Here is a 25,577-nt window from a genome sequence, read left to right as displayed (position 1 = left end):
GAGTTCGCCCATGACATTCGTCTATCCCACGGACAGCAACAAGGCACATCCGCTGCCGCTGTCGCCCGAGTACAAGAGCTCGGTCAAGCGCGCGCCGAACAAGCCCTTGATCCCGATGCGCCACACGCTGGCGGAATTGACCGGCCCGGTTTACGGCCACGAGACGGTCCGTCCGGGCGATGCCGATCTCACCACTCAGCATAGCGGCGAGCCGATCGGCGAGCGCATCATCGTGCACGGCCATGTCCGTGACGAGGATGGCCGTGGCGTCGCGAATTCGCTGGTGGAGATCTGGCAGGCCAATTCCTGCGGCCGCTATGTCCACGTCCGCGACCAGCACCCGGCGCCGCTCGATCCGAACTTTACAGGCGCCGGCCGCACCGTGAGCGATTCTGCCGGCTACTACCGTTTTGTGACGATCAAGCCCGGCGCCTATCCCTGGGGCAATCACCACAACGCCTGGCGTCCGGCGCACATCCATCTGTCGGTGTTCGGCCATTCCTTCGTCACGCGGCTGGTGACGCAGATGTATTTCCCGGCCGATCCGCTGTTTCCGTTCGACCCGATCTTCAACTCGGTGCCGGACGAGAAGGCGCGGGCGCGGATGGTGTCGTCGTTCGACCTCGAGAACACCCAGCCCGAATGGGCGCTGTGCTACCGCTTTGACATCGTGCTGCGCGGCAAGAACGCCACGCCCATGGAGAACCATTAACGTGCAGGATTCCGTGAAGCCCGAGGGGATCACCCCGTCGCAGACCGTCGGCCCGTTCTTCAAATATGGCCTGACGCCGACCGGCGAGTACGCCTGGAATGACGCCTTCACCAGCTCGACGCTGACGCCTGATGTCACCGGCGATCGCGTCCGCATCGAGGGCCGCGTGTTCGACGGCGACGGCGTCGTCGTGCCGGACGTCATGCTGGAGATCTGGCAGGCGGATGCGCAAGGCCGTTTCGCCGACCCGCAGGACAAGCGTGCGCTGCCAAATGCCAGCTTCCGCGGCTTTGCCCGCTGCGGCACGGACAAGGACGGCAATTATTCCTTCGACACCATCAAGCCCGGCGCGGTGCCCGATCCCGACGGCAAGCCGCAGGCCCCGCACATCCTCGTCGCGGTGTTTGGTCGCGGCATGCTGCGGCATCTCTATACGAGGATCTATTTCAGCGACGAGGCCGGCAACGCCGCCGATCCCGTGCTGGCGCTGGTCCCGGCCGATCGCCGCGCCACGCTGATCGCCGTGCGCGAGGCCGGCAAGGCGGTCTATCGCCTCGACCTGCATTTGCAGGGCGACAGCGAGACGGTGTTCTTCGACGTCTGAAAAACGGGCGTGCCGGCGGCGTCAGTCGCTGGCACGCTTTTCTCACGTAGCGCATGGATGATCGACCTTCGTGTCCGTGCGTCAGCGTCGCTGACCCAAAACCAAATCATCCTGCGCGCGAATCCGTAGTCTTGCGGAGTTTTCCGCAACGTCGCTCAGCCTCCAGGCAATCCCGTATTTACCGGGTCGATCTAGGGTCGATGCGGAATTGATTCGCGCCGGGAACGCCCCATGAAAATCCGCCTGTCGTTGTCTTCCGCGATCATTGCGTTCGGCATCGTGATCGCCATCGGCTTCACCGCGGTCGTCTCCACCAGCCTCTATGCGCTGCGCGAGCTCAAGGTCGGCGGCCCGCTGTATTCCGACATCAAGCTCGGTAACGACCTCATCGCGGACATCCTGCCGCCGCCCGAATATGTCATCGAGGCCTATCTCGAAGCGACGCTGGCGATGCGCGAGCCGGAGCAGCTGGCCGCCCACGGCGAGCGCCTGGTCCAGCTCCGCAAGGATTACGACGAGCGCAAGGCCTATTGGACCGCCTCCAGCCTCTCGGCCGATTTGAAGACGGCCCTGGTGTCGAAGTCCGATGCCGAGGTGCAGAAGTTCTGGAAGCTCCTGTCCGATCAGCTCCTGCCGGCCCTCAAGGCCAAGGACGCGGCTGCCGCCGAGCGCGCCTATGCGCAACTCAAGGACGCCTACACCGCGCATCGCTCCGTCATCGACGCCATCGTCGAGAGCGCCAACAAGCAGAACGCCGACATGGAGAAGCTGGCCGCGGATCGCGACAGCGCGATGCTCTATATCCTGCTCGGCGTCTCCGCCGCCGTCCTGGCCTTCATTGCCGCGGGCCTGCTCGGCGTCGCCCTTGGCGTGGTGCGCCCGATCGTGCGCATGACGGACACGATGCAGAAGCTCGCGACCGGCGATCTCGCCGCCGACATACCGTTCGCGCACCGGCAGGACGAGGTCGGCTCGATGGCCGGCGCGCTATCGGTGTTCAAACAGGGCGCGATCGAGAATTCCCGCTTGCGCGAGGATCAGTTGCGCAAGGATCAGGAAGCGGCGCTCGCCAAGCGCGGCGCCCTGCACCAGATGGCCGAGACCGTCGAGCGCGAGACCGGCCGCTCGGTCGATACCGCGAGTGCGGCGACGCAAGGTGTGGAGCGCGCCGCCTCCAGCCTGTCCGAGATCGCCCGGTCGCTGTCCGCGGAGTCGCAGGCGGTTGCTTCCGCATCCACCCAGGCGCTGGGCAGCTCGCAAAGCGTCTCGGCCGCGGCCGAGCAGTTGAGCGCCTCGATCCGGGAGATCGCGAGCCAGGTCGCGCGGACCTCGACGGTGACCAAATCGGCGGTCGCCGGCCGCGAGCAGGCCCGCTCGACCATCCAGGCGCTGGCCGGATCGGTCAAGAAGATCGCGGAAGTCTCCGACCTCATCGGCGGCATCGCCGGTCAGACCAACCTTCTGGCCCTCAACGCCACCATTGAGGCGGCGCGCGCCAGCGAGGCCGGCCGCGGCTTCGCCGTGGTCGCCGCCGAAGTGAAATCGCTCTCCGACCAGACCGCGAAATCCACCGAGGAGATCACCCGGCTGATCGCCGAGATCCAGGCCTCGACGCAGGCCGCGGTCGACGCGGTCGAGACCATGGGAGGCCACATCGTCGAGATCGACGGCGTCGCGACCTCGGTTGCAGCAGCCATGGAGCAGCAGGACGCTGCGACGCGGGAGATCTCGCGCTCGATCTCCGAATCGGCGTCCGCCGCGAAGGAGGTCTCGGCCAAGATCTCCAATGTCAGCCGCGACGCCGCCTCGGTGAACGAGCGCGCCGCGGAGGTCAGGCAGGCGATCACGGGCATGGCGGCCAATCTCGAACAGCTGCGGTCGGTCGTGGTCCGGACCGTGCGCGATTCGACCGCGGCAGCATAAAGCCGGGTATCCGGCCGACCGCTGGTGCCCGGACTTGTGATCGTGCAGTATGGCGCGGGGCAGGGGCCTCATGGCTATGACACCTCCACAACTACGGGCGATCGCCGAACCCGCTTACCTCACGGCTGCACTTCGCAAGGCCGGCGCGCTGGACGCCGGCGCCGTGCGCGAGGTGAAGGTGCTGGATGAGCGCGATGTCCTCGTGTCACGCATCACCCGGCTCGGCCTGCGCTATGTCGGAGAGTCCGCCGGTTCTCCGCAGACGCTGATTCTGAAGACGCCGCATCCCAATTTCGCCAAGGCGGTCGCGAATGGCGGCCGGCACGAGGTGGACTTCTACGCGAAGCTCTCACCGAAAATGCCCGCGGGGCTGGTGCCACGCTGTTTCGATGGCCGCTTCGACGAGGACAGCACGGACTGGCATCTCCTGCTCGAGGACCTCACCGACAGCCACGAGATCGCGACGCAGTGGCCGCTGCCGCCGTCACGCAATCAGGCGACAGCGATCGTCACGACCCTCGCAGGCTGGCATGCAGCGTGGTGGGACCACGCCAGCCTGGGCGACACCGTCGGCACCTGGGTGAGCCCCGAAGAGAGCGCACAGCGTACGGAGATTTTCGCAGGCCATTACGATCGCTTCGCCGATCTGCTTGGCGATCGCCTGAGCGAGGAACGACGCATTCTCTATCGCCGACTCATCGATCAGTCGGCCCGCCTCTCCGAGCGCTATTTTTCGCGGCGCCATCTCAGCATCACTCACGGCGACGCCCACATCTGGAATTTCATGCTGCCCCGCGCCGGTGTCGTCGATACCGTGCGCATTTTCGACTTCGACCAGTGGCGCATCAACGTGCCGGCCTCGGACCTCGCCTACATGATGGCGATGCAATGGTATCCAGAGCGCCGGCAGGCGCTCGAGCGCGAGTTGCTCAATCGATATCACGAGGCGTTGCTCGCGCACGGGGTGGCCGGCTACACCCGCGGTGCGCTCGACCAGGATTATCGCCGGTCGGTGCTCTGGCACATCACCAAGCCGGTGTGGATGTGGAGCATCAACCTGCCGCCGGTCATCTGGTGGAACAATCTGGAGCGGATAATGATGGCTGTCGATGATCTCGGCTGCGAGGAGTTGTTGTAGCAACACTCTCGTGCCCCGGACGCTGCGCAGCACGCAGTGGTGCGCTGCTGAGCCGGGGCCCATCGATCCGCGTCAAGAAAGAACTGGGTCCCGGTTCTGCGGCGCACCGCTTTGCGCTGCACCGCGCCCGGGACAAGAGAGCTTTCAGCTACTCCATCACCGCATGTTCAGGCCCGGCCGTCTGCTTCTTCAGCGTCGCCTTGGTCGAGCCGATCATCAGCGCGAGCGGAATGGTGCAGAGGATGAAAACCATCACCAGCATGTAGTCGTGCGCAAAGGCGATGATCTGCGCCTGCACGCTGACCATTCGGTCGGCCATGGCGCGGCCGGCGTCGGTGGAAAGATTGATCATGCCGCGCACGTCGGGCATCTGGAGCGCGTGATTGAACGGATTGATGTGCTCGGACAGGATCGCGTAGGTCCTGCGCGTTCCCTGCGTCAGCTCGGCGATCACGATGGAGATGCCGACGGAGCTTGCCACGTTGCGCAGCAGCGTCAGCATCGAGGTGCCGTCGGTGCGCAAATGGTTTGGCAGCGTCAGGAACGACACGGTCGAGAGCGGCACGAAGACGAGGCCGAAGCCAAAACCCTGGATCACGCTCACGATGATGATCTCCGGCACCTGGGTCTGGTCGGTCCAGCCGGTCATCTGGAACAGCGAGGCCGCCGTCAGCGTCAGGCCGCAGATGATCAGCGTGCGCGCCTCGATGTATTTCATGATGCGGCCGACCATCATCATGGCGAAGAAGGTGCCGAAGCCGCGGCTCGCCAGCAGGCCGCCGGCGGTCATGATGGGGTAGCCGATGACGTTCTGGAGGTAGGGCGAGGCCAGCGCCATGGTCGAGTACAGCACGAGGCCCATCACCGTCATGAAGATGCAGCCGGTGAGGAAGTTGCGGTCCTTGAACAACGCGAACTGGATGAACGGCCGCGAGGTCGTGAAGGAGTGGGCGAAGAAGTAATAGAAGGCGATCCCGGATATCACGAACTCGGTCACGATCTCGACCGACTGGAACCAGTCGAGCTGTTCGCCGCGATCGAGCGCGAGTTGGAGTGCGCCGATGCCGACCGCGAGCGCGGCAAAACCGAACCAGTCGAATTTGAGGCTCAGATTCTTGTCGGTCTCGTCCATGAAGATGCTGAGCCCGAGCACGGTGATCGCGCCGAACGGCAGATTGACGAAGAACACCCAGTGCCAGGAATAGCTCTCGGTCAGCCAGGCGCCCAACGACGGACCCATGATCGGGCCCATCATCACGCCCATGCCCCAGATCGACATCGCGGTGGCGCGTTCCTGCAGCGTGTAATAGTCGAGCATCACCGATTGCGACAGCGGCACCAGCGCCGCGCCGAACACGCCTTGCAGCAGGCGGAACAGCACCATCTGGTTGATGTCCTGCGCCAGGCCACACAGCACCGAGGCCAGCGTGAAGCCGGCCGAGCAGATGATGAAGATGCGCTTGCGGCCGAAGCGGTTGGCGATCCAGCCCACCGGCGCCGTCATGATCGCGGCGGCGACGATGTAGGACGTCAGCACCCAGTTGATCTGGTCCTGCGAGGCCGACAGCGTGCCCTGCATGTAGGGCAGCGCGACGTTGGCGATGGTGGTGTCCAGCGCCTGCATGATGGTCGCCGTCATGGCGCAGATCGTCACCATGTTCCGGCGCAGGCCGGGGACCATCAAGCTGGCATTGGGGCCGGACATCGGATCAGCCTCGCCTTAGTCTTCTTTGTCCTGACCTGCCGTCGCCGACAGGCCGAGCAGCGCGGCGAGAGAGCGCTGGTGGCCGGTATCGATGGTGGCGTAGACGCTCATGCCGGCCTTCAGCTTCTTCACGTATTTGTCGCTCTCGTCGAAATAGATCCGGATCGGCACGCGCTGCACCACCTTGACGAAATTGCCGGTGGCGTTCTGCGGCGGCAGGATCGCGAATTGCGCGCCGGTACCCGGCGAGAGCGAGCCAATCTTGCCTTTGAAGATGTGGTTCGGGAACGCGTCGACCTCGAGCGTGACGGGCTGTCCTTCGGTGACGTAGGTGAGGTCGCTCTCCTTCGGATTGGCATCGACCCAGGGATGGGCGATGTCGACGATGGAGAACACCGCCGTGCCCGCCGCGACGTAGCGGCCGAGCTGGATCTGCTCGACCTGGGTCGCGACGCCGCTCATCGAGGCCCGTACCACGGCGTGGTCGAGATTGCGTTCGGCGTTTTCGAGCTTGGACTTGGCCTGCGCGTAAGGCGGGAATTTCTCCAGCGGCAGGTCGGTGTCGCCGAGCAGCTGCGTCTTGGCGGCCGAGATCTGTTGCCTGACATATTGCGCGATCGAGCCCGAGGTGACCAGTGCGTTCGAGGCGTTGTCGAGGTCGAGCTGCGAGCCAAAGCTGTTCTTGACCAGTGCCTGCTTGCGTTCGACGTCGCGCTGCTTCAGGTCGACGCCCTGCTGGGCGAGGCCCAGCATGTCGCCGTAAATCTTGATGTTGGCACGGAGGTTGTCATAGGTCGTCTGCGCCTGCATCAGCTGCGCCTTGGCCTCGTCCACCGCGAGGCGGAACGGCACGGGGTCGATCTCGAACAGCACATCGCCCTGCTTGACGAGCTGGCCTTCCTTCACGACGACCTTCTCGATCTTGCCGGAGATGTCGGGCGTCACCAGCACTTTCTGCGCGCCGACATAGGCATCATCGGTGCCGACATAGCGGCCGCCATGCAGGTAGAAGGTGACGCCGCCGATGGCGACGACGATGGGCAGCACCACCATCAGCAGGAAGCGGCGATAGCGGCGCAGGCCGGCGACGAAGCGGCGGCGCGGATCGGCGCCGGCCTTCTTGGTCGGCTTGCCGCTGTCGATCTTCTGCTCGGGCTGGAATTTGAGAACCTGATCAGCCATAGCGCTGCTCCTTACGTGCTTGTTCCGCGCCGGAGGCCTGGATCGCGTTGCGCACGTTTTCTTTGATGGTTTCGAGTTGGGTGAGGAGACGATGGGCATCGGCCGGGCTGATGCCGTCGAGTGCGTTCGCCGTGAGTTCTGATTTGAGGCCGCTCATCTTGCCGAGCAGCTGCCGCCCGGCCTTCTTGAGGTACAGGCGTTTGACCCGGCGGTCCGAGGCATCGCTGCGGCGCTCGATCCAGTCGCTGTCGCAGAGCTTGTCGATCAGCCGCGTCAGCGTGATCGGCTGCATCTCCAGGAGCTCGGCGAGTTCCGACTGCTTCATGCCCTCGCTGCGCTCGACCTTGGCCAGGACGGCCCATTGCGCGCGGGTGATGCCGAAGCGCGAGGCCTCCTTGTCGGCATAGACGCGCAAGAGCCGGTAGAGCTCGCCGAGCGTGAACAGGAAGTTCTGGTCGACAGACCCGCGGGTCATAAGCTTGGTCTCCAATAAGCTGGCATATAATAAGCAAGCTTATGATTATTTCATGGCGGGTTAACGGGACGCTGTCCCGCAGCAGGAACATGGCTGGCAGCCGTTCCCCCGTGGCGCTTTGGGTTCCATCGCCGAAGTGCTAGAAGGCGGGCCGAATGACCTTCGCAACGCCGGCTTTTCCCGCGCCCGACCACGATCACGGCCGCTGCACAGCGGACGCGCTGGCGCATGCGGAAGCGGTCTGCGTGCAGCGCGCGCAGAAATTCACGCCGATCCGTCGTCAGGTGCTGGGGGCACTGCTCTCCAGCCACCGCCCGCTCGGCGCCTATGAGGTGATCGACGAACTGGCAAAATCGATGGCGCGGCCAGCGCCGATCACGGTCTATCGCGCTCTCGATTTCTTGATGGCCAACGGCCTCGTACATCGCATCGAGAGCCGCAACGCCTATCTCGCCTGCGCCGCCCACGACCATGATTCGACCTCGGCGGTGGCGTTCCTGATCTGCGAGCGATGTGGTCTCGTCGGCGAGATGTCGTCAGCGTCCTTCGCCAGCGACCTCAACGCCGCGGCGCGCAGCTCAGGCTTCGCCCCCAAGCTGTCCGTGGTGGAGATCACGGGCATCTGCACCCATTGCCAGAAAGCCTCTTAAAGAGATGGGATCAACTCGAGCAACAACGGTGGTGTTCACCTCTCCCAAAGGGAGAGGTCGCGCCGCAGGCGCGGGTGAGGGGTTTCACTCTCTCATGGGGCCTGCGCCCCCTCGCCCGATTTGCTCCGCAAATCGACCTCTCCCCGCTGGGGAGAGGTGAACCGCCCGCCGTCTGAGTCAATCAACCAACAACGGCGCAAAGCCGGTATCCGGGAAGACATGTCCGCACCTCAAGCCAACCCATCCGCCGCGCGGCCCCTCAGTGCCGGCGCCATCGCCCTGATGCTGATGCTGTGCCTGACCTGGGCCTTCAATCAGATCGCGATCAAGCTGGTGCTGCCGGATGTTCCGCCGATGCTCCAGGCGATGATCCGCTCGATGGGCGCACTGCCGGTGTTGTTCATCATCGGCACTTTGCGCGGCGTCAAATTCTTCGAGCGCGACGGCACGTGGAAGCCGGGCCTGATCGCCGGGCTGATGTTCGGCATCGAATTCGTGCTGATCTTCCAGGGGCTGCGCTTCACCTCCGCCTCGCGCGCGGTGGTGTTCCTCTACACCGCCCCGTTCTTCGTCGCGCTCGGCTCCTACCAGGTGCTCGGCGAGCGGCTCGGCACCTCGCAATGGCTGGGATTGGCGATCAGCTTTGCCGGCGTCGCGCTCGCGATCGGCGTGCCGCAGCCCAATGTCGATTCGCACGTCCTGCTCGGCGACCTCATGATCGTCGGTGGTGCCGGGCTATGGGCGGCAACCACACTGGTGGCCAAGGGCACCCGGCTGCGCTTCGTCGCACCGGAGAAAGCCCTAGGCTATCAGGTCGCGACCTCGATCCCGGTCCTCGGGGTGGCGGCATATCTGTTTGGTGAGACCATCACCCATACTCCGTCGCCGCTGTCCCTCGGCCTGATGGCCTTCCAGGCGATCTGGGTGGTGGGAACCACGTTCACGCTTTGGTTCGCGCTGGTGAAGACCTATTCGGCCAGCAAATTGTCGGCTTTTACCTTCATCACCCCTTTGTTTGGCGTGGTGGGTAGCTATTTCATCATGCACGACACCTTGAGCCTGACATTCGGGGTCGCCGCGGTCCTTGTAATTGCTGGGCTTTTTCTGGTTAACCGTCCGAGCCAATCGGCTGCGGCGCCGCGTGATGCATTGCTGAACGTCACCAAAACCTGATATTTGGACCCCATGAACAAGCTCGAAAACCCCCTCGATTCCGACATCGCGGGCCCCGCGCCCCGGCACCGCACCACCCAGGTCAAGGTCGGCAACGTCGCCGTCGGCGGCGGCGCGCCGATCGTCGTGCAGTCGATGACCAACACCGACACCGCCGATATCGACGGCACCATCGCCCAGGTCGCAGCGCTCGCGCGCGCCGGCTCCGAGATGGTCCGCATCACCGTGGACCGCGAGGAGGCTGCGGCTGCCGTCCCGCACATCCGCGACGGTCTCGCCAAGCGCGGCATCACCACACCGCTGATCGGCGACTTCCACTATATCGGCCACAAGCTGCTCGCGGCCTATCCGGCCTGCGCCGAGGCGCTGGCGAAGTACCGCATCAATCCCGGCAATGTCGGCTTCAAGGACAAGCGCGACACCCAGTTCGCCGACATCATCGAGATCGCGAACAAGAACAACAAGCCGGTCCGTATCGGCGCCAATTGGGGCTCGCTCGACCAGGAGCTGCTGACCAAGCTGATGGACGAGAACGCCGCCTCCGCCAACCCGCGGGACGTGCGTGCGGTGACGCGCGAGGCGATGGTGCAGTCGGCGCTGCTCTCGGCCGCGCGCGCCGAAGAGCTCGGCATGCCCAAGGACCGCATCATCCTCTCCGCCAAGGTGTCGGCGGTGCAGGATCTGATCGCGGTCTACCAGGATCTCGCCGCGCGTTCCGATTACGCCATCCATCTCGGCCTCACCGAAGCCGGCATGGGCTCGAAGGGCATCGTCGCGTCCTCCGCCGCGCTCGGCATCCTGCTTCAACAGGGCATCGGCGACACCATCCGCATCTCGCTGACGCCGGAGCCCGGCGGCGACCGTACCCGCGAGGTGCAGGTCGGCCAGGAGCTGTTGCAGACCATGGGCTTCCGCACCTTCGTGCCGCTGGTCGCGGCATGCCCCGGCTGCGGCCGCACCACCTCGACCACGTTCCAGGAATTGGCGCGCTCGATCCAGGATTTCATCCGCGACGAGATGCCGAACTGGAAGACGAAATATCCTGGCGTCGAGGAGCTCAACGTCGCGGTGATGGGCTGCATCGTCAACGGCCCCGGCGAATCCAAGCACGCCAATATCGGCATCTCGCTGCCCGGCACCGGCGAAGCGCCGGCCGCGCCCGTCTTCGTCGACGGCAAGAAGTTCCGCACGCTGCGCGGCCCGACCATCTCGGCCGACTTCAAGGCGCTGGTGATCGACTACATCGACCAGCGCTACGGCCAGGGCGCCAAGGTGCCGGTGACCGCGGCGGAGTAGGCTCACTCCGTTAGCGCCCCACACTGCGCTGTCGTCCCGGACAAGCGCGCCTCGAGCGCGCGCAGATCTGGGACCCATAGCCACAGGACATCGTGGCTATGACGGACTGTCACTCCGAGTCGTCGCAAAACCCAATCCTGTGGCTATGGGTCCCGGGTTCGCGCTCCGCGCGCCCCGGGACGACAGCTGTGTTTGCAGTGCGGATTGCACATCTATCGTCGCGCGCTACGATGCCTCCCAATCAACAATGATCGGGAGACAACGCCCATGAGCTCACTGGCCGGCAAGCAGGGCCCGCGCTATCGCCACACGACCGAGGATGGCGCGCCTTATGAGACCATCGCGGTCGAAAAGCTCACCCCCATCATCGGTGCGGAAATCTCCGGCGTCGACATCGGCGCGCTCGTCGATGGCGATAGCCGTTCCAACCGGCAGATGGATGAGATCCACCGCGCGCTCGCGGAAAACCTCGTCATCTTCTTCCGCGACCAGACCATCACGCCGAAGCAGCACCTCGCCTTCGGCCGCAAGTTCGGCGAGTTGCATGTCCATCCCGCAGCGCCTCACGAGGACGAAGACCCGGCGCTGATGAAGATCTATGCCGACAAGAACTCGCCGCGCGCCAATGGCGAGGGCTGGCACTCCGACGTGTCCTGCGATGTCGAGCCGCCGATGGGCTCGATCCTCTACATCAAGCAATGCCCGTCGCGCGGCGGCGACACGCTGTTCGCCAACATGTATGCGGCCTACGAGGCGCTGTCGGACCGCATGAAGACCTATCTGGACGGTCTAACCGCACTGCACGACGGCGAGCCGATCTATCGCGGCCTCTACGCCAATTACGGCGTCGACGATCGTCCGTCCTATCCGAACGCCGAGCATCCGGTGGTCCGCACGCATCCGGTCACGGGCAAGAAGGCGCTCTACGTCAACCGCGGCTTCACCCGCCACATCAACGGCATCCCGCGCGACGAGAGCGACGCGATGCTCGCCTATCTCTACCAGCACGCCGAGAATCCGCTGTTCCAGTGCCGCTTCCGCTGGACCGAGAACGCCATCGCCTTCTGGGACAACCGCTGCACCCAGCACCGCGCGATGTGGGATTACTGGCCGCACACGCGGTCGGGGACGCGCGTGACGGTGAAGGGGGAGAGGCCTGTTTAGATCGCTCTCGTGCCCCGGACGCGGCGCAGCACGCAGTGATGCGCTGCTGAGCCGGGGCCCATTGTCACGGCAAGCTGGGTCCCGGCTCTGCGTCGCGTCATTTCATGCCGCGCCGCGTCCCGGGACACGACCGTCTCTTGCGTTGACGCTTTCCCCTTCTCGCGTCAATCTTCCTGAAAACAAATCGGGAGGGTCAGCCATGCTCCGCGCCGAGGACAACAAATTCCTGACCGAGTCGGGCCCCGGAACAGGCATGGGCGAACTGCTGCGGCGGTTCTGGATCCCTGTCCTTCTCTCCGAAGAACTACCTGAGCCCGACGGCGAGCCGAAGAAGATCACGGTCCTCGGCGAAGAGCTGCTCGCCTTCCGCGACTCCCGCGGCGTGGTCGGTGTCATCGATCAATATTGCCCGCATCGCGGCGCCAATCTCTGGCTCGGGCGTAACGAGGAATGCGGCATCCGCTGCGTCTATCACGGCTGGAAGTTCGACACGGATGGGGCTTGCGTCGACATGCCGACGTCCTATCCCGATCTCAACGCCAAGGACCTCATCCGCATCAAATCCTATCCGGTGCGCGAATGGGGCGAGATGATCTGGGCCTATATGGGCCCGCTTGAAGCCATGCCGGAATTGCCCGATCTCGAAATGGCGCTGCTGCCGGAATCGCATCGCTACGTCAGCAAGAAATGGCAGGACTGCAACTGGGTGCAGGCACTGGAAGGCTCGATCGACACCGCGCATTTCACCTTTGCCCATCTCTCCTTCGACAAGGAGGAGAACGAAATTCTGGACATCAAGAAGCATTTTGTGAATCCGATCGCGCGGATGTCGAGCGACCATATGCGCTGGATCGCGGAGGACCCGCGCCCCGTGATCAAGGTCGCTCCGCACGAGGCGGGCTTGACCATCGCCGGCGGCCGGCTCACCGGCAGCGACAACATCTATTGGCGCATCGCGCAATTCCTGATGCCGTTCCACGCCTATGCGCCGAGCGCGATGCCGGGCGAGAACATCTTTGGCCAGACCTTCGTGCCTGTCACCGACACCAATTGCTGGATCTACACCTATGCCTGGAATCCGGAACGGCCGCTGACGCAAGCCGAGCGCGAGGCCTATGACCGCGGCAACGGCGTGATCGCGGAGGTCGACGATAATTACGTGCCGCTGCGCCACAAGGGCAACGACTATCTGATCGACCGCAAGCTCCAGAAGACCAAGAGTTACACCGGTATCAAGGGCGTCTCCGAGCAGGACGCCGCCGTGCAGGACAGCCAGGGCCCGATCGCCGACCGCACCCGCGAGCATCTCGGCCCGACCGACCTCGGCATCATGCATTTTCGCAAAACCGTGATGGAGCTGGCGCGCGCGCTTCAAGAGGGCGAGCCGCCGCCACAGGCTGCGCATCAGGACCGCTACGCGGTGCGCTCCGGCGCCTGCGTCACCAGCAAGGCCAAGGACCTGCCGGCGGTGATGCTGGAACGTTTTGGCGATGTCGCGGGCTTCGTCGGGCGTCCCAGGGTCGCGGCAGCGGAGTAGGGCTTGTTGCGGGCGCGGGGCATCATCACAGCTCTCGTTGCATCGCTCATCGCGTCGGTGCTGCTGTCGTCATGGGCACCGGTTGGCGCCGGCGAGGCCGCGGTCGTGCGAAAGATTGCAAAACCCGGGGTGAAGCCGCCGCCGGCCAGGTGCGAGGCGCCGAAATTCCGGATCGTCGTCGATGTCGGGCATACCCCGGAGTCCTACGGCGCGCTCAGCGCGCGCAACGATCCGGAGTTCGGCTTCAACTTCCATCTGGCAAAACTCATCACGGCGAAACTCAAATCCGCGGGCTTTGCCGCAGCCCGCCTGCTGGTCACGGACGGCAAGGCGCGTCCGAGCCTCGTCAAGCGTGTCAGCGCCGCCAATGACGGGCAGGCCGAACTGTTCCTGTCGGTCCATCACGATTCGGTGCCGGACAAATTGCTGGAGACCTGGGAATTCGACGGCGCGCCGAGCTATTTCAGCGACCGCTTCTCGGGCCATTCGCTGTTCGTCTCCGAACGCAACCCGCACTTCGCGACCAGCCTGATGCTGGCCAGGATGATCGGCCGGCAGCTGAAGGAGCAGGGCCTGCACTATGCGAGCCAATACACACTGCCGGTGATGGGCCGCTACCGGCGCCAGCTGCTCGACAAGGATGTCGGCGTCTACCGCTATGACGGACTCGTCGTGCTGTCGCAGACGCAGAGTGCTGCGGTGCTGCTCGAGGCGGGCTCGATCATCAATCGCGACGAGGAAATGGCGATGAACTCGCCGGAGCGGCAGGAGCTGATCGCGGCGGCTGTTGCCGCCGGCGTGGGGGAGTTTTGCGGGAAGCGGTAGATTGCAGGGTATCTAGGGCCGTTCTTGAGCTCCATGGCGCACATGGAGGATCACGACCTCGGCATCAGATGTATTGATCGTGTAGAACACAAGATACGGATAGCGAACGGTCGGGAACATGCGCACGCCGGGCTCGTCGGTGAGATGGCCAGCCTCGGGAAAATCCTGGAGCAGGCTGGCAACGGCCTTGATGCGCTCCACCACCGCGGCTGCAGCTGTGCGATTGCGTTCGTGAATGTAAGAAAATATATCGTCGATGTCCGAAAGCGAGCTTTCGGACCAGCGCACTTTCATGCGCTGTAGCGATTGAAGACCGCGGCGACTGCTTCGTCGCTTGCCAGCCGCCCATCACGCATATCCTGCAAGCCGCGACGTACGGCATTTCGTTCGTCGTCGCTGAGACGGTAGATGCCGAGATGTCTGTTCTCGATGTCGGTCAGCGATCGCATCAGCTCTTCCTGAGCCTCTTCGGGCCAGGCCGACACGCGTTCGAGCAGAATCTCGAGGGCTTCCTTTGTCATTTGGAGATATTAGCAGATAGTGGGACAAGATGCACGCGCTACAGCGGCATCCCCCGATACTCCCTGTTGGCCAGGCTCGCCTCCTCCAGATCGAGATCGCGCTCGATCCGCCGCCGCGTCTCGTCGGTGATCTGGCCGTCGCGCAGGAGGTCGTGGATGAATTTGCGCTCGGCCGCGATCAACTCGCGGGTCAGGGCAGTACCGGCGGCGGAGACGTCGTGGTGGGTGGGATCGAGCGAGTCGGGCAGCTGGTTGACGCGGATGTCATGGCGGGCGCGCAGCAGCCGCATCACCTCATCGGAGATCTCCTTCTCCGCGGTCAGCGCGTCCAGCGATTTCAGCGCAGCATCGAGGGCCTGGCGGCGTGCGGCGATCTCGGCCTCGTGCTCGGCAACATGCTCACTGCGGCCGGCTTCTGCAACGCCGAGCCAGCGCACCACCGGCGGCAGCGTCAGGCCGACACCGATCAGCGTGACGAAGATGACGCCGAAGGCGACGAACAGGATCAGGTCGCGATAGGGGAAAGCATTGCCGTCAGGCAGCGTGAACGGCAGCGCCAGCGCCGCCGCCAGCGACACCGCGCCGCGGACGCCGGTAAAGGCGAGCACGAACGGCCATTGCCAGGGCGGCGACGGATCGCGCGCGCGTAGCGACTTGGAGAGGATCCGCGGCAGATAGGTCGCCGGATAAAGCCAGACGAAACGCGCGACCACGATGATCGTCAGCACCACGGCGGTGGCGACCAGGATGTCGTCGAGTGGGAACGTCTTCGACTTCTCGTAGAGCGCGCGCATCTGGAAGCCGGTGAGCAGGAACAGCAGGCCCTCGATCAGGTAGATGATGAGATCCCAGAAGAAGATGCCTTGCAGGCGCGTCGCCGACGAGATCAGCAGCGGGCCGTTCCAGCTGACATAGAGGCCGCAGGCCACGGTCGCGATCACGCCGGAGCCGCCGACATGTTCGGGCAGCCAGTAGGAGACGTAAGGCGTGATCAGCGACAGCGTCAGCTCGACCTGCGGATCCCGTGACCATTTTCGCAAGCGCAGGGACAGCCAGCCGACGCCGATGCCGAAAGCGATCTCGCTCGCGACGATCAGGACGAATTCGCCGGCTGCCATCGACAGCGAGAAATGGCCGACCATGATGGCGGCCAGCGCGAAGCGGTAGAGGATCAGCGCGGTGGCGTCGTTGGCGAGCCCTTCGCCCTCGAGGATGACGACGAGCCGGCGCGGCAGGTTCAGCCGGCGCGCGATTGCGAGCGGGGCGACCACATCGGGCGGGGCGACGATGGCGCCCAGCAGGAAACCGACGGTCCAGGGCAGGCCGATCAGATAATGCGTGGCGGCGGCCACCAGCGCCGCGGTGAAGATCACCGCGCCGACCGCGAGCAGCCCGATCGGGCGCAGATTGTTCCTGAACTCGCGCCAGCTCATGGCGACGCTCGCCGAATAGATCAACGGCGGCAGCACCATCAGCAGCACCAGCTCCGGCGGCAGTTCCACCGGCGGCATGCCCGGCACGAAGGCAAGGCCGACGCCCGACAGCATCAGCAGAATGGCAGGTGCGATGTTGAAACGGCGGGCGACGAGCGCCGTGCCCGCCAGCACCGCGAGCAAGATGAGAAAGGTCTGGAATTTCGCTGCGATCATGGCCTCTCTTGGCCCGGAAGCGGCCAAGAGGTCAACATGAGGTCAACATGAGGTCGATGCGGCGGCCTTACGCCAGCCGCTCGGTCACCATGCGTCCGATGCGCGCGAACACGGCCTCGATTTGTGCTGCGGTCGGCGTGCCGCCCTGGGTGTAGGCCGCGATCAGGATTGGCGTCTCCGGTTTGGACCAGGCGACGGCGATATCGCCCGATGCGTCCTTGCCGTTGTTGCCGGTCTTGTCGCCGATCTTCCAGCTCGCCGGCAGGCCGCCACGCAGCCGGTTCGCACCGGTCTTGCAGCCGACCATCCATTCGGTGAGCTGGGCGCGCGAGGCCGGCGACAGCGCCTCGCCCACCACCAGCCGCTTCAGATTGCCGGCCATCGCCGCCGGCGTCGTGGTGTCCCTGACATCGCCGGGCGGCGAACGGTTGAGTTCGGGCTCGTTGTGGTCGAGCCGTGATGTGGTGTCGCCGACCGATCGCCAGAATGCGGTGAGTGCTTTGGGGCCGCCGATCCGCGCCAGCAGCAGATTGGCGCAGGTGTTGTCGCTGAGCTCGACGATGGCCTTGCACATCTCGCCGACCGACATCTTGCCGGCGACGAGATTCTGTTTGGCGACCGGCGCGTAGTCCAGCAAATCGGCCTTACCGTAGGGGATCACGGCTGCGAGCTGCTCCTCGCCGCGGTCGACCCGCGCGAGCACGTTAGCCGCGAGCGAAGCCTTGAAGGTCGAGCACATGACGAAGCGCTCGTCGGCACGCCATGCGAGCTTTGCGCCGGTTGCGAGGTTTTCCGCGTAGACGCCGATCCGCCCGCCGCTGTCACGTTCGTAGGATTCGAGCTCTTGTGGCGCCTCCGCTGCGAGCGCAGGGGAGGCTGCTATGTAGGCAAGCGAGGCGAGCAGGGAACGGCGATCGAGTGGCATGGGGTCTTTCTTTTCTTCGCCTCTCCCCGCTTTGCGGGGAGAGGCCGTATCGCATCGATAGGCGCGATACGGGTGATGGGGACTCTCCGCGAGTCCCACCGTCATTGTTCTTGCAGAAGCGCCCCCTCACTCTCTCAAATCATACCTGTACGATTTCGACACGATCTTCCAGCCGTCGGCGAGCTTCATCGCCACCAGATAATCCGTGAAGAAGCGCGGCGGCAGCTGGCATTTGACCTTGATGAAGGCAGTGTTTTCGTCGGACCGGTCGATAGTGACCATGAAATCGTCGCGCGGCTTGCCTTCGGCCTTGGCGGAGGGACGCTTGCGGACCCAGGCGAGCCAGTCCGGCACGGTCAGAATCTTCAGTTCGCCCTTCTCGACCCAGCGCAGATCTGCGGACGGATGAAAGGCGGCACCGAGCTTGTCGGCATCGCCCTCGTAAAGTCCGTCGAAATAGGTTTGCACGACCGCTTCGACGCTCGAATGTTTTGGGCTCATGGGTCCTCCCTTTGGCTGATGGCTCGGGCGGAACTTAGTCGTACACATCGAAATGCGCTATGGGTGTGTCGGCCCTATGCGAAGGCACCGCCATGACCGTATCGGACAATTCGAACGCCCGCATCCTCACCGGCGAATGCTATTGCCGCGCCGTCCGCTACGAGGTTGCCGACGCGTTCGCCTATGCGATGAACTGCCACTGCTCGAACTGTCGCCGCACCACCGGCTCGGCCTTCAAGCCATTCGCCGGGATTCCGCAGGACAAGCTCCGTATCGTCCATGGCGAGGATCAGCGCCTCATCTACGGCGACGACACCACCCATGATGCCCACTGCGCCCACTGCGCCCACTGCGGCTCGCTGCTTTATTCCCGTGTACGCGAGGGAAAATGGGTCCATGTCGCCATGGGAACCCTGGTCGATGTGCCCTCGATTCGGCCGAGCGCCCATATTTTCGTGGGCTCGAAGGCGCCCTGGCACGAGATTACGGACGATCTGCCACAGCACCGGGGACATGTCGGGGACGGCTAAGGGAACCCGCGCCTGTATCGGCGAACCCCTGCCGCGCTGGCGCGACAAATAGAGAGGATCTCTCGGCCTGGCCTCGGTGCCGTCTTGTGACCTCCATCACAAGCGCCGGTGGCCGGTCCTGCTAAAGCGGCCTCAAAGAACTTCGGAAGTCGTGTCATGCGCAACCTGCTCAGGCTTTGTCCGCTTTTCCTCGCCGCCGCGCTGCTGTTTGGCGCTGCGCCTGCCTTCGCCGGAAAGCGCGTCGCGCTGGTGCTGGCCAATTCGGCCTATCAACACGCACCACTGCTCGCCAATCCCGTCAATGACGGCGCGGTGATGGCAAAGACACTGAAGGATGCCGGCTTCGATATCGTCGATTCCCGACATGATCTGTCGGCCCTCGATACGCGGCGCGTGCTGCGCGACTTCGCCGATGCGACCCGCGATGCCGATATCGCCCTGGTCTATTATGCCGGCCACGGCATCGAGGTCGAAGGCTCGAACTATCTGATCCCTGTCGATGCCAGGCTCGAGCGCGACACCGACGTTTATGACGAGGCGCTGTCACTCGACCGCATCCTGGTCGCCGTCGAGCCCGCAAAACAGCTGCGCCTCGTGATTCTGGATGCTTGCCGTGACAATCCGTTCGGCAAGACCATGAAGCGTACCCTTGCATCGCGCGGCATCGGTCGCGGCCTCGCCCAGGTCGAGCCGTCCAGTCCCAATACGCTGATCGCCTATTCCGCCAAGGCCGGTTTCACGGCGCAGGACGGTGACGGCGCCAACAGCCCCTTCACGGTCGCGCTCACGAAGCACCTGACGACGCCGGGCCTCGACGTCCGCCGCGCCTTCGGCTTCGTCCGCGACGACGTGCTGAAATCGACCGGCAACAAGCAGGAGCCGTTCGTCTACGGCTCTCTCGGCGGCGAGGACGTGCCGCTGGTGCCGGTCAAGGTCGTGGCTGCCGCGCCCGCGGCACCTGTGGCGAACCCGCAGGCGGATATCCGCCGCGACTACGAGCTCGCGCTTCAGGTCGGCAACAGGGCGGCGTGGGAAGCCTTCCTCGCGCAGCACGCTGATGGTTTTTATGCAAGCCTTGCCAAGCTCCAGCTCGAAAAGATCGGCGCCGAACAGGCTCATGCGGCCGCGACCGAAAAAGCGAGGCAAGCCGAGGCCGAACGCGATCGTCTCGCTGCCCTCGGCGCGCAGAAGGAAGCGCAGGCCAAGGCTGCGGCTGATGCCAAGGCCGCCGAGCAGGCCCAGCTTGCTGCGCAGAAAGCCAAGGAGCAGGCGCAGCAGCAGGCGGCCGCCGCTGAACAGCAGCGCGTCAATCTCGCCGCCGCCGCGCCGAATGCCGCGCCGGCCAGCACGGCGGCCCCGGCCGGGACCAGCGTCGCGTCATTGACGCCGGCGACGAAACCGGCCGATCTCACCCGTTCGGTGCAGACAGAGCTCGGCCGCGTCGGCTGCTTCTCGGGTGCTGCCGACGGCAACTGGACTACATCCTCGCAGCGCTCGCTGTCGCAGTTCAACCGCTATGCCGGCACCAAGTTGGACGTGAAGGTGGCAAGCACCGACGCGCTCGATGCGGTCAAGGCCAAGCCGTCGCGGGTCTGTCCGCTGGTCTGCGAGCACGGCTTCAAGGCTGACGGCGACAAGTGCAGCAAGATCGTCTGCCGTGAAGGCTATGCGATCAACGACGACAATGAGTGCGAGAAGCAGCGCGTTGCCAAGCCGGCCAAGCCTGCGACTGCGAAGCGTGACGACAGCGATGAGCGTCCCGCGCGGCAGCGCCGGCAGGCTGGCGGCGCGGCGGGCGGCTATGGTGCCGCTGCCGGCATTGCTGCTGCCGCGGCGGGCGGTCGTGCGTCGAGCAGCGGACAGGTTTACTGCAGCAACGGCGGTGTCTGCCGCGCCGTCAATCGGGGCTGTCATCTCGAATATCGCGGCGGCGGCGGCCCGGCCAACGACGCCAATGTCGAGGTGTGTAATTAGCGCCGGAGACCTGTGCCTCTCGCCCCTGCGAAAGCAGGAAGGGCAGATCAGCTCGAGATCGCGCTCGCCGCGATGTTCACCGTGAGCGCCAGCAAGGCTGTGTTGTAGATGAAGGACACGATGCCGTGCGCGGTGGCGGTCCGGCGGATGATCTTGTCGGAGATGCCGACGTCCGAGACCTGTGCGGTCATGCCGATCACGAACGAGAAATAGACGAAGTCCCAATAATCGGCGTGATCGTCCTTGTCGCCGCTCGGGAATTGCAGGCCGCCCGGTTTGGCACCTCTGTAATAATCGTGGGCGTAATGCAGCGCAAAAGTCGTGTGCACGGCGGCCCAGGACAGCGCGATGGTGGTGATGGCGATGCTCAGCTCCAACACACCGCGATGCGGCGTGCCGAGTTCGGACATGATCGCCGCGATGCTTGCGAACGCGCCGATCGCCGTCACGAGCAGGATCACGAAGCGGCCGTCGTCCTGCATCGCGGCGGCGCGGCGGATATGCAGATGGTCGTTGCACAGCATCATCGCATAGACCAGCACGAGATAGACCGCGATCAGCGCATCCCAGCCGAACAGGAGCCGCGTCACCAGCCGATGCGAGCCCGGCAGCAACAGGCTGACCAGGATGCCGGCAGCAAGCGCGATGAAGGTTCGCGGCCGCGCATAGATCAGCCGCACCGGCCGCGACATCTTGCGGAAGCGGACGAGGACGGGATCGTCTTTGTCAGTGGCCATGGTGGCTCCGGCCCTCTCGCTCAACTCTCGTCGTTGCCGCATCGCAGGTGCGCTCCCTCCCCCGCTTGCGGGGGAGGGGTAGGCGGCCTTCGGCCGCCGTTCTTAAAATTAGAACGCCGATGCGAAGCATCGGCTACGGAGAGGGTGTCTCCGCAGTCGAGAACCCCCAAGAGGAGAGAGCCCTCACCCGGATCGCTGTCGCGATCCGACCTCTCCCGCAAGCGGGAGAGGTGAGGGAGCCCGCAGCTGCTAGTTCTTCCGCTCGGCCACAAACCGCGCGGCGGCCTGCAGCACGGCGGCGCGTTCGCCGAAGATCGACACCGCGCTGTCGGCGCGCGCCAGCAGGTCGCGGACGCGCTGCTTGGCGCCGTCGATGCCGAGCTGGGTGACGAACGTGGTCTTGCCGAGCGCGGCATCGGCGCCGGCCGGCTTGCCGAGCGCTGCCGCATCGCCCTCGACGTCGAGCAAATCGTCGGCGATCTGGAAGGCTTCGCCGAGCGCGCGGCCGTAATCATCGAGCGCCTGATATTCCTTTTGCGAGGCCTGCCCGAGGATCGCACCGGCGATGCAGCCGAAGCGCAACAGCGCGCCGGTCTTCATCTGCTGAATGCGGGCGACGTCGATCGGCTCGTTGCCGCCGAAGCGGCCTTCGCCGGCGAGATCGAGGATCTGGCCGCCGACCATGCCGCCGATGCCGGCGCAGCGCGCCAGCGCGCGCGTCAGCAGCAGCCGAACATTGGCGTCGCGATGGATCTCGTCGCGGGTGACGATGTCGAAGGCGAGCGTCAAGAGGCCGTCGCCGGCGAGGATCGCGGTGGCGTCATCGGTCTTCTTGTGCAGGGTGGGGCGGCCGCGGCGCAGGTCCGAATTGTCCATCGCCGGCAGATCGTCATGGATCAGCGAATAGCAGTGGATGCATTCGAGCGCGGCGCCGACGAGCAGCGCGGCCTCGCGGGAGACACCGAACACGGCGGCGCTCTCGACCACCAGGAACGGCCGCAGACGCTTGCCGCCGTTCAGGCTCGAATAGCGCATTGCGTCCATCAGTCGCTTGGGCCGGGCGATCTCATCGTGCAGGATGTCGTCCGACAGCAGGCGGGCGAGCAGGGCCTCGGTATCATCAGCGGTCTTGTCCAGACGTTTGGCGAAATCGGACGGGGACGTGCCGGTCATCAAGAAGGGCTCCAGAACTAAAATTCGGCGGGACAATCCTTTATGCGCCCGCCCCAGTCAATCGTTTGGAAGGCCTAAAAAGTGCTGGAAAAGGCCCGAATTATCACAGACTTAATGCCGGGATCCGTGGAAAGGCCGATTTGCGCATCGTCAAAATCCTGCTGGTCGTGTTCGCGATCGTGGTGCTCGCGCCCTATGTGATCACGCCGTTCTACCGCACTGGCCATCCGGTTTCGACACTGATGGCTTGGCGTTCGCTGACAGGCGCGCCGATGCAGCGGGAATGGATCGATCTCGCGGCGATGTCGCCCTATCTGCCGCGCGCGGTGGTGGCGGCGGAGGACGCCCATTTCTGCAAGCACCATGGCATCGACTGGGGCGCGCTGCGCGAAGCTATCGACGACGCCAAGGAGGATGGCACCCCGTTCCGCGGCGCCTCCACCATCACCCAGCAGGTCGCCAAAAACCTGTTCCTCTGGCAGGGGCGGGATTTCGTCCGCAAGGCGCTGGAATTCCCGCTGGCGCTGTGGATCGATCTCGTCCTGCCGAAGGCGCGAATTCTCGAGATTTACCTCAACATCGCCGAGCTCGGCCCGCAGGGCCAGTTTGGCGTCGAGGCCGCCAGCGCCTATGCCTTCAGCAGATCAGCCGAGGACCTCTCGCCCCGGGAAGCGGCGCTTCTGGCCTCGATCCTGCCGAATCCGGTCAAACGCAGCGCCCGCACCCCCGGGCCGGGCGTGCGGCGCCTGGCGGCGACCTACATGGCGCGGGGGCAGGCGAACTCGCTTTTGACCTGCTGGCGGGAAAATCGCTGATTTCGGGCCCTTTTCGGGCATATTTTCCGGCCCAAGAGCCTAGATTTACGGACAGCCTTCCTCTATAAGCCCGGCCTTGATCGGCATTCAGCTCGCCTCGTATTGCGGGTGCTGAGCCGTCCCTTGCGGACGATGCCTGGAAACACCAATCCCTAGAGGATATTGAAATGGCCGTTCCGAGACGAAAAACTTCGCCGTCGCGCCGTGGCATGCGCCGCTCGGCAGACGCCATCAAGAAGCCGACCTATGTGGAAGACAAGGACTCCGGCGAGCTCCGTCGTCCGCACCATCTCGACCTCAAGACCGGCATGTACAAGGGCCGTCAGGTCCTGAAGAAGAAAGAGTCCTGAGGTCGGACTCTTCTCCGGGCAGGGTTATCCTCAATCAGGATGACGTGACCTGCCTGATTTCGGCCAGCCCATGAGATATGACGGTGACGGCGGCGGAGCGAATGCTTCGCCGCTGCATTGTTCTGTCTGGATATCTTGATCGAGAAGGCATTTCGCCGATGGTCGGTTTCCCGCTGCTCCTGATTCCGCTCGCGGTCTACAACATCATCGCCTTCCTGATGCCCAGCGTGTCGTTCACGGACGTGCTGTTCAAGGTGCCGATGATCACGGGCGAGGCCTGGCCGGTCACGCTCGCCGATTTGATGCTGGCGCTCGGTATCTTGCTGCTGCTGCTCGAGGTGGTCAAAGGCGCGCGGCCCGGATCGAAATTCCTGATGGACCATCTGCTGTCGCTGATCATATTCGGCGCGGCCGCGGCCGAATTCGTGATGTGGCCCAAATTCGGCAACTCCACCTATTTCCTGCTGGTGCTGCTCGCGATGGCCGATTTCCTCGGCGGCATCGCCCAGCGCACGCGCCGCCGCATCACTTATGTTGCCGAGACCACAGTGCCGGTGCCGCGCAAGTCCAGGCGTCAGGCCGAACCGCCGGCCGATGAAGCCGCGGTCGAGCCCAAGTTCGCGCCGGTGCCCGCGCCGCAAGCCGCCCCCGTGGTGCCGCCCGCACCTTCCGCGCAGTCCGTTGCCGAATCCGTGCTGATGGATCATCCCGCGCCGAAGCCGGTCCCCGCACCCTCGCCGGAAATTCCCTCGCCGCATCTGCAGCCGGGCAACGGCACGCCGTCCTCTCCCGACGCGCCGCGCTGATCTTTCGAGCTTAGCTCTGTCACCCCGGCGCCGGTGCGCTCCCTCGCCCCGTTCTTACGGGGGCCGCGACGAGCTTCGCTCGCGCTGAGAGGGTTTGGGGTGAGGGGCCTCTCTCCGCGCATGAGACAGTTGGCGGGCCTGGACGGGAGCCGCCGTTCAGACCTTCGCCAACGAGCGGCGTTGATTGGGTCGCTCTCCGCCGACAGGCGCAGGTGGGACATAGAGGTTCGACAAGTTCTAGCCGCTGACTATTGGTTGTCGCCGTTGGCAAGCGTTGCGCTCAGGCAGCAGGCGCCTGGGAGTGCTTTGCCAGCGCCGAGACGAATGTCCGGACAGCAGGGTTCGCTCGCCGGCTCTCCGGCCAAAGGGCGGTGAGTGCGTCACCATCCACGGCGTGGGCCGCCAGCACCGGCGCCAACTCGCCGCGCGCAACATACCGCGCGGCAGCGAAGCTAGCCGCCATGCCGATTCCGCCGCCCGCTGCCACTGCCGCAATCACCGCATCGCTCGCGTCAACGACGATGGCCGAAGCGGGCACGATCTCGATCTCTCGCTCGCCAATACGGAAGGGCCAACGGAACAGCTGCCCGCTGCTCTGATACCGCAGGTTGACGGTGTCATGATCTGCCAGCTCGTCCGGATGGTGCGGTGTACCTCGTGTGGAGAGGTAAGCGGGAGAAGCATAGGCACAAAGCCGCAATGGCGCGAGGCGGCGGGACAGCAGCCGTGAGTCCGCCAGCTCGCCAATACGGATCGCAACGTCGATCCCCTCTTCGACCAAGTCGACGTGGCGATCGTCGAGCCGCAAGTCGATCGTGACGGCGGGGTATTGACTGCGAAAGGTGGGCAGCATCGGTGCGATCAGGTGCAGGCCGACCGGGAATGAGGCGGCGATGCGCAGGATTCCCGCCGGCTCGGACCGCGTACGCGCCGCCGCCTGTTCGATCTCTTCGGCGTCGCGAAGCAGGCGCAGAGCACGCTCATGCAGATCGCGTCCCTCGGAGGTGAGCGCCAGCGAGCGCGTGGTGCGGGTGAACAAAGCGACCCCGAGCTGGTGCTCCAGGCGTTGAACGCTCTTGCTGACCGCCGATGGCGTGATCCCGAGCGCACGAGCCGCAGCCGCATAGCTGCCAAGCGAGCCCGCGCGCGCGAAAGCAATCAGGCCGGTGAGGCGGTCCAAGGACATTCGTTCCTTCATGGCACTACTCAAGC

The 25,577-nt window shown here is 64.8% G+C and carries 26 protein-coding genes; 15 read left to right on the top strand and 11 right to left on the bottom strand.

Annotated elements, in window-relative coordinates:
* Window positions 1–10: 10 nt before the first annotated feature.
* From pcaH to HYH08_RS22840, 4 genes are all read left to right on the top strand, one after another.
* Window positions 11–712: a protocatechuate 3,4-dioxygenase subunit beta gene (gene pcaH / locus HYH08_RS22855; RefSeq protein WP_220012073.1), complete on the top strand. Its 702-nt coding sequence runs from the start codon at window positions 11–13 to the stop codon at window positions 710–712.
* Window position 713: 1 nt separating this feature from the next.
* The gene (gene pcaG, locus HYH08_RS22850) at window positions 714–1,316 is read left to right on the top strand and encodes a protocatechuate 3,4-dioxygenase subunit alpha (protein ID WP_220012072.1); all 603 of its coding nucleotides are present in this window, start codon (window positions 714–716) and stop codon (window positions 1,314–1,316) included.
* Between the two features lie 231 nt (window positions 1,317–1,547).
* Window positions 1,548–3,239 carry a methyl-accepting chemotaxis protein gene (locus HYH08_RS22845; protein WP_220012071.1) on the top strand — a complete coding sequence of 564 codons (1,692 nt, stop codon included), beginning with the start codon at window positions 1,548–1,550 and terminating at the stop codon, window positions 3,237–3,239.
* A 49-nt stretch (window positions 3,240–3,288) separates the two neighbouring features.
* Window positions 3,289–4,377, top strand: coding sequence for a phosphotransferase (locus HYH08_RS22840; RefSeq protein WP_220012070.1), 1,089 nt, complete (start codon window positions 3,289–3,291; stop codon window positions 4,375–4,377).
* Window positions 4,378–4,525: 148 nt separating this feature from the next.
* Here HYH08_RS22840 and HYH08_RS22835 read toward each other — a convergent pair whose 3' ends face one another.
* From HYH08_RS22835 to HYH08_RS22825, 3 genes are read right to left on the bottom strand one after another with little or no spacing between them, the layout of a single operon-like run.
* A complete protein-coding gene (locus HYH08_RS22835; protein WP_220012069.1) occupies window positions 4,526–6,082 on the bottom strand; it encodes an MDR family MFS transporter in 1,557 nt (518 codons plus the stop codon).
* 15 nt (window positions 6,083–6,097) lie between these two features.
* Window positions 6,098–7,264, bottom strand: coding sequence for an HlyD family secretion protein (locus tag HYH08_RS22830; protein WP_220012068.1), 1,167 nt, complete (start codon window positions 7,262–7,264; stop codon window positions 6,098–6,100).
* Window positions 7,257–7,739 carry a MarR family winged helix-turn-helix transcriptional regulator gene (locus HYH08_RS22825; RefSeq protein WP_220012067.1) on the bottom strand — a complete coding sequence of 161 codons (483 nt, stop codon included), beginning with the start codon at window positions 7,737–7,739 and terminating at the stop codon, window positions 7,257–7,259. The genes HYH08_RS22830 and HYH08_RS22825 overlap by 8 nt, the downstream gene beginning before the upstream one ends.
* Window positions 7,740–7,894: 155 nt before the next feature.
* On the opposite strand from HYH08_RS22825, the gene HYH08_RS22820 reads away from it, so the two are divergent.
* From HYH08_RS22820 to HYH08_RS22795, 6 genes are all read left to right on the top strand, one after another.
* Entirely contained in the window at window positions 7,895–8,389 is a 495-nt protein-coding gene (locus tag HYH08_RS22820; protein WP_220012066.1) for a Fur family transcriptional regulator, read from the top strand.
* Window positions 8,390–8,608: 219 nt separating this feature from the next.
* On the top strand, window positions 8,609–9,562 hold the full coding sequence (locus HYH08_RS22815; RefSeq protein WP_220012100.1) for a DMT family transporter: 954 nt from the start codon (window positions 8,609–8,611) through the stop codon (window positions 9,560–9,562).
* A gap of 12 nt (window positions 9,563–9,574) precedes the next feature.
* Entirely contained in the window at window positions 9,575–10,858 is a 1,284-nt protein-coding gene (gene ispG / locus HYH08_RS22810) for a flavodoxin-dependent (E)-4-hydroxy-3-methylbut-2-enyl-diphosphate synthase (RefSeq protein ID WP_220012065.1), read from the top strand.
* A 267-nt stretch (window positions 10,859–11,125) separates the two neighbouring features.
* On the top strand, window positions 11,126–12,022 hold the full coding sequence (locus tag HYH08_RS22805) for a TauD/TfdA dioxygenase family protein (RefSeq protein ID WP_220012064.1): 897 nt from the start codon (window positions 11,126–11,128) through the stop codon (window positions 12,020–12,022).
* Between the two features lie 199 nt (window positions 12,023–12,221).
* Complete coding sequence (locus HYH08_RS22800) at window positions 12,222–13,559, top strand: Rieske 2Fe-2S domain-containing protein (protein ID WP_220012063.1); 1,338 nt, start codon at window positions 12,222–12,224, stop codon at window positions 13,557–13,559.
* 3 nt (window positions 13,560–13,562) lie between these two features.
* The gene (locus tag HYH08_RS22795) at window positions 13,563–14,384 is read left to right on the top strand and encodes an N-acetylmuramoyl-L-alanine amidase (protein ID WP_220012062.1); all 822 of its coding nucleotides are present in this window, start codon (window positions 13,563–13,565) and stop codon (window positions 14,382–14,384) included.
* A 12-nt stretch (window positions 14,385–14,396) separates the two neighbouring features.
* Here the strand turns inward: HYH08_RS22795 and HYH08_RS22790 are convergent, their stop codons facing one another.
* The 5 genes from HYH08_RS22790 to HYH08_RS22770 all read right to left on the bottom strand — a co-directional run bounded on the left by HYH08_RS22790 (window position 14,397) and on the right by HYH08_RS22770 (window position 17,980).
* Complete coding sequence (locus HYH08_RS22790) at window positions 14,397–14,678, bottom strand: type II toxin-antitoxin system RelE/ParE family toxin (RefSeq protein WP_220012061.1); 282 nt, start codon at window positions 14,676–14,678, stop codon at window positions 14,397–14,399.
* Complete coding sequence (locus HYH08_RS22785) at window positions 14,675–14,905, bottom strand: hypothetical protein (protein ID WP_220012060.1); 231 nt, start codon at window positions 14,903–14,905, stop codon at window positions 14,675–14,677. Before HYH08_RS22785 ends, HYH08_RS22790 begins: the two co-directional genes overlap by 4 nt.
* Window positions 14,906–14,943: 38 nt before the next feature.
* Window positions 14,944–16,554, bottom strand: a complete 1,611-nt coding sequence (locus HYH08_RS22780; protein ID WP_228748005.1) for a Na+/H+ antiporter — start codon at window positions 16,552–16,554, stop codon at window positions 14,944–14,946.
* 67 nt (window positions 16,555–16,621) lie between these two features.
* A complete protein-coding gene (gene bla, locus HYH08_RS22775; protein WP_220012059.1) occupies window positions 16,622–17,479 on the bottom strand; it encodes a class A beta-lactamase in 858 nt (285 codons plus the stop codon).
* A gap of 126 nt (window positions 17,480–17,605) precedes the next feature.
* Window positions 17,606–17,980 (bottom strand): nuclear transport factor 2 family protein, encoded by a 375-nt coding sequence (locus HYH08_RS22770; RefSeq protein ID WP_220012058.1) that lies wholly within the window; start codon window positions 17,978–17,980, stop codon window positions 17,606–17,608.
* 92 nt (window positions 17,981–18,072) lie between these two features.
* Here HYH08_RS22770 and HYH08_RS22765 point away from each other — a divergent pair, with 92 nt between their 5' ends.
* Window positions 18,073–18,510, top strand: coding sequence for a GFA family protein (locus HYH08_RS22765; protein WP_220012057.1), 438 nt, complete (start codon window positions 18,073–18,075; stop codon window positions 18,508–18,510).
* A gap of 156 nt (window positions 18,511–18,666) precedes the next feature.
* Window positions 18,667–20,484, top strand: a complete 1,818-nt coding sequence (locus HYH08_RS22760) for a caspase family protein (protein ID WP_220012056.1) — start codon at window positions 18,667–18,669, stop codon at window positions 20,482–20,484.
* 47 nt (window positions 20,485–20,531) lie between these two features.
* On the opposite strand, the gene HYH08_RS22755 is transcribed toward HYH08_RS22760, so the two are convergent.
* Window positions 20,532–21,221 (bottom strand): DUF1345 domain-containing protein, encoded by a 690-nt coding sequence (locus HYH08_RS22755; RefSeq protein ID WP_220012055.1) that lies wholly within the window; start codon window positions 21,219–21,221, stop codon window positions 20,532–20,534.
* A 249-nt stretch (window positions 21,222–21,470) separates the two neighbouring features.
* Complete coding sequence (locus HYH08_RS22750; protein WP_220012054.1) at window positions 21,471–22,394, bottom strand: polyprenyl synthetase family protein; 924 nt, start codon at window positions 22,392–22,394, stop codon at window positions 21,471–21,473.
* A gap of 140 nt (window positions 22,395–22,534) precedes the next feature.
* On the opposite strand from HYH08_RS22750, the gene mtgA reads away from it, so the two are divergent.
* From mtgA to HYH08_RS22735, 3 genes are all read left to right on the top strand, one after another.
* Window positions 22,535–23,209, top strand: a complete 675-nt coding sequence (gene mtgA / locus HYH08_RS22745; protein ID WP_220012053.1) for a monofunctional biosynthetic peptidoglycan transglycosylase — start codon at window positions 22,535–22,537, stop codon at window positions 23,207–23,209.
* A gap of 167 nt (window positions 23,210–23,376) precedes the next feature.
* Window positions 23,377–23,559, top strand: a complete 183-nt coding sequence (rpmF, locus tag HYH08_RS22740) for a 50S ribosomal protein L32 (protein WP_007598106.1) — start codon at window positions 23,377–23,379, stop codon at window positions 23,557–23,559.
* Window positions 23,560–23,717: 158 nt separating this feature from the next.
* Window positions 23,718–24,365, top strand: coding sequence for a hypothetical protein (locus HYH08_RS22735; protein WP_220012052.1), 648 nt, complete (start codon window positions 23,718–23,720; stop codon window positions 24,363–24,365).
* 280 nt (window positions 24,366–24,645) lie between these two features.
* On the opposite strand, the gene HYH08_RS22730 is transcribed toward HYH08_RS22735, so the two are convergent.
* Window positions 24,646–25,551, bottom strand: coding sequence for a LysR family transcriptional regulator (locus HYH08_RS22730; protein ID WP_228748011.1), 906 nt, complete (start codon window positions 25,549–25,551; stop codon window positions 24,646–24,648).
* Window positions 25,552–25,577: the final 26 nt, after the last annotated feature.

It is taken from the genome of Bradyrhizobium sp. BR 10289 (genome assembly GCF_019455385.1).
In the GTDB taxonomy this organism is placed as follows: domain Bacteria; phylum Pseudomonadota; class Alphaproteobacteria; order Rhizobiales; family Xanthobacteraceae; genus Bradyrhizobium.
The sequence above is the reverse complement of the archived record's forward strand: the minus strand, read 5'-3'. Positions and strand labels throughout refer to the sequence as shown.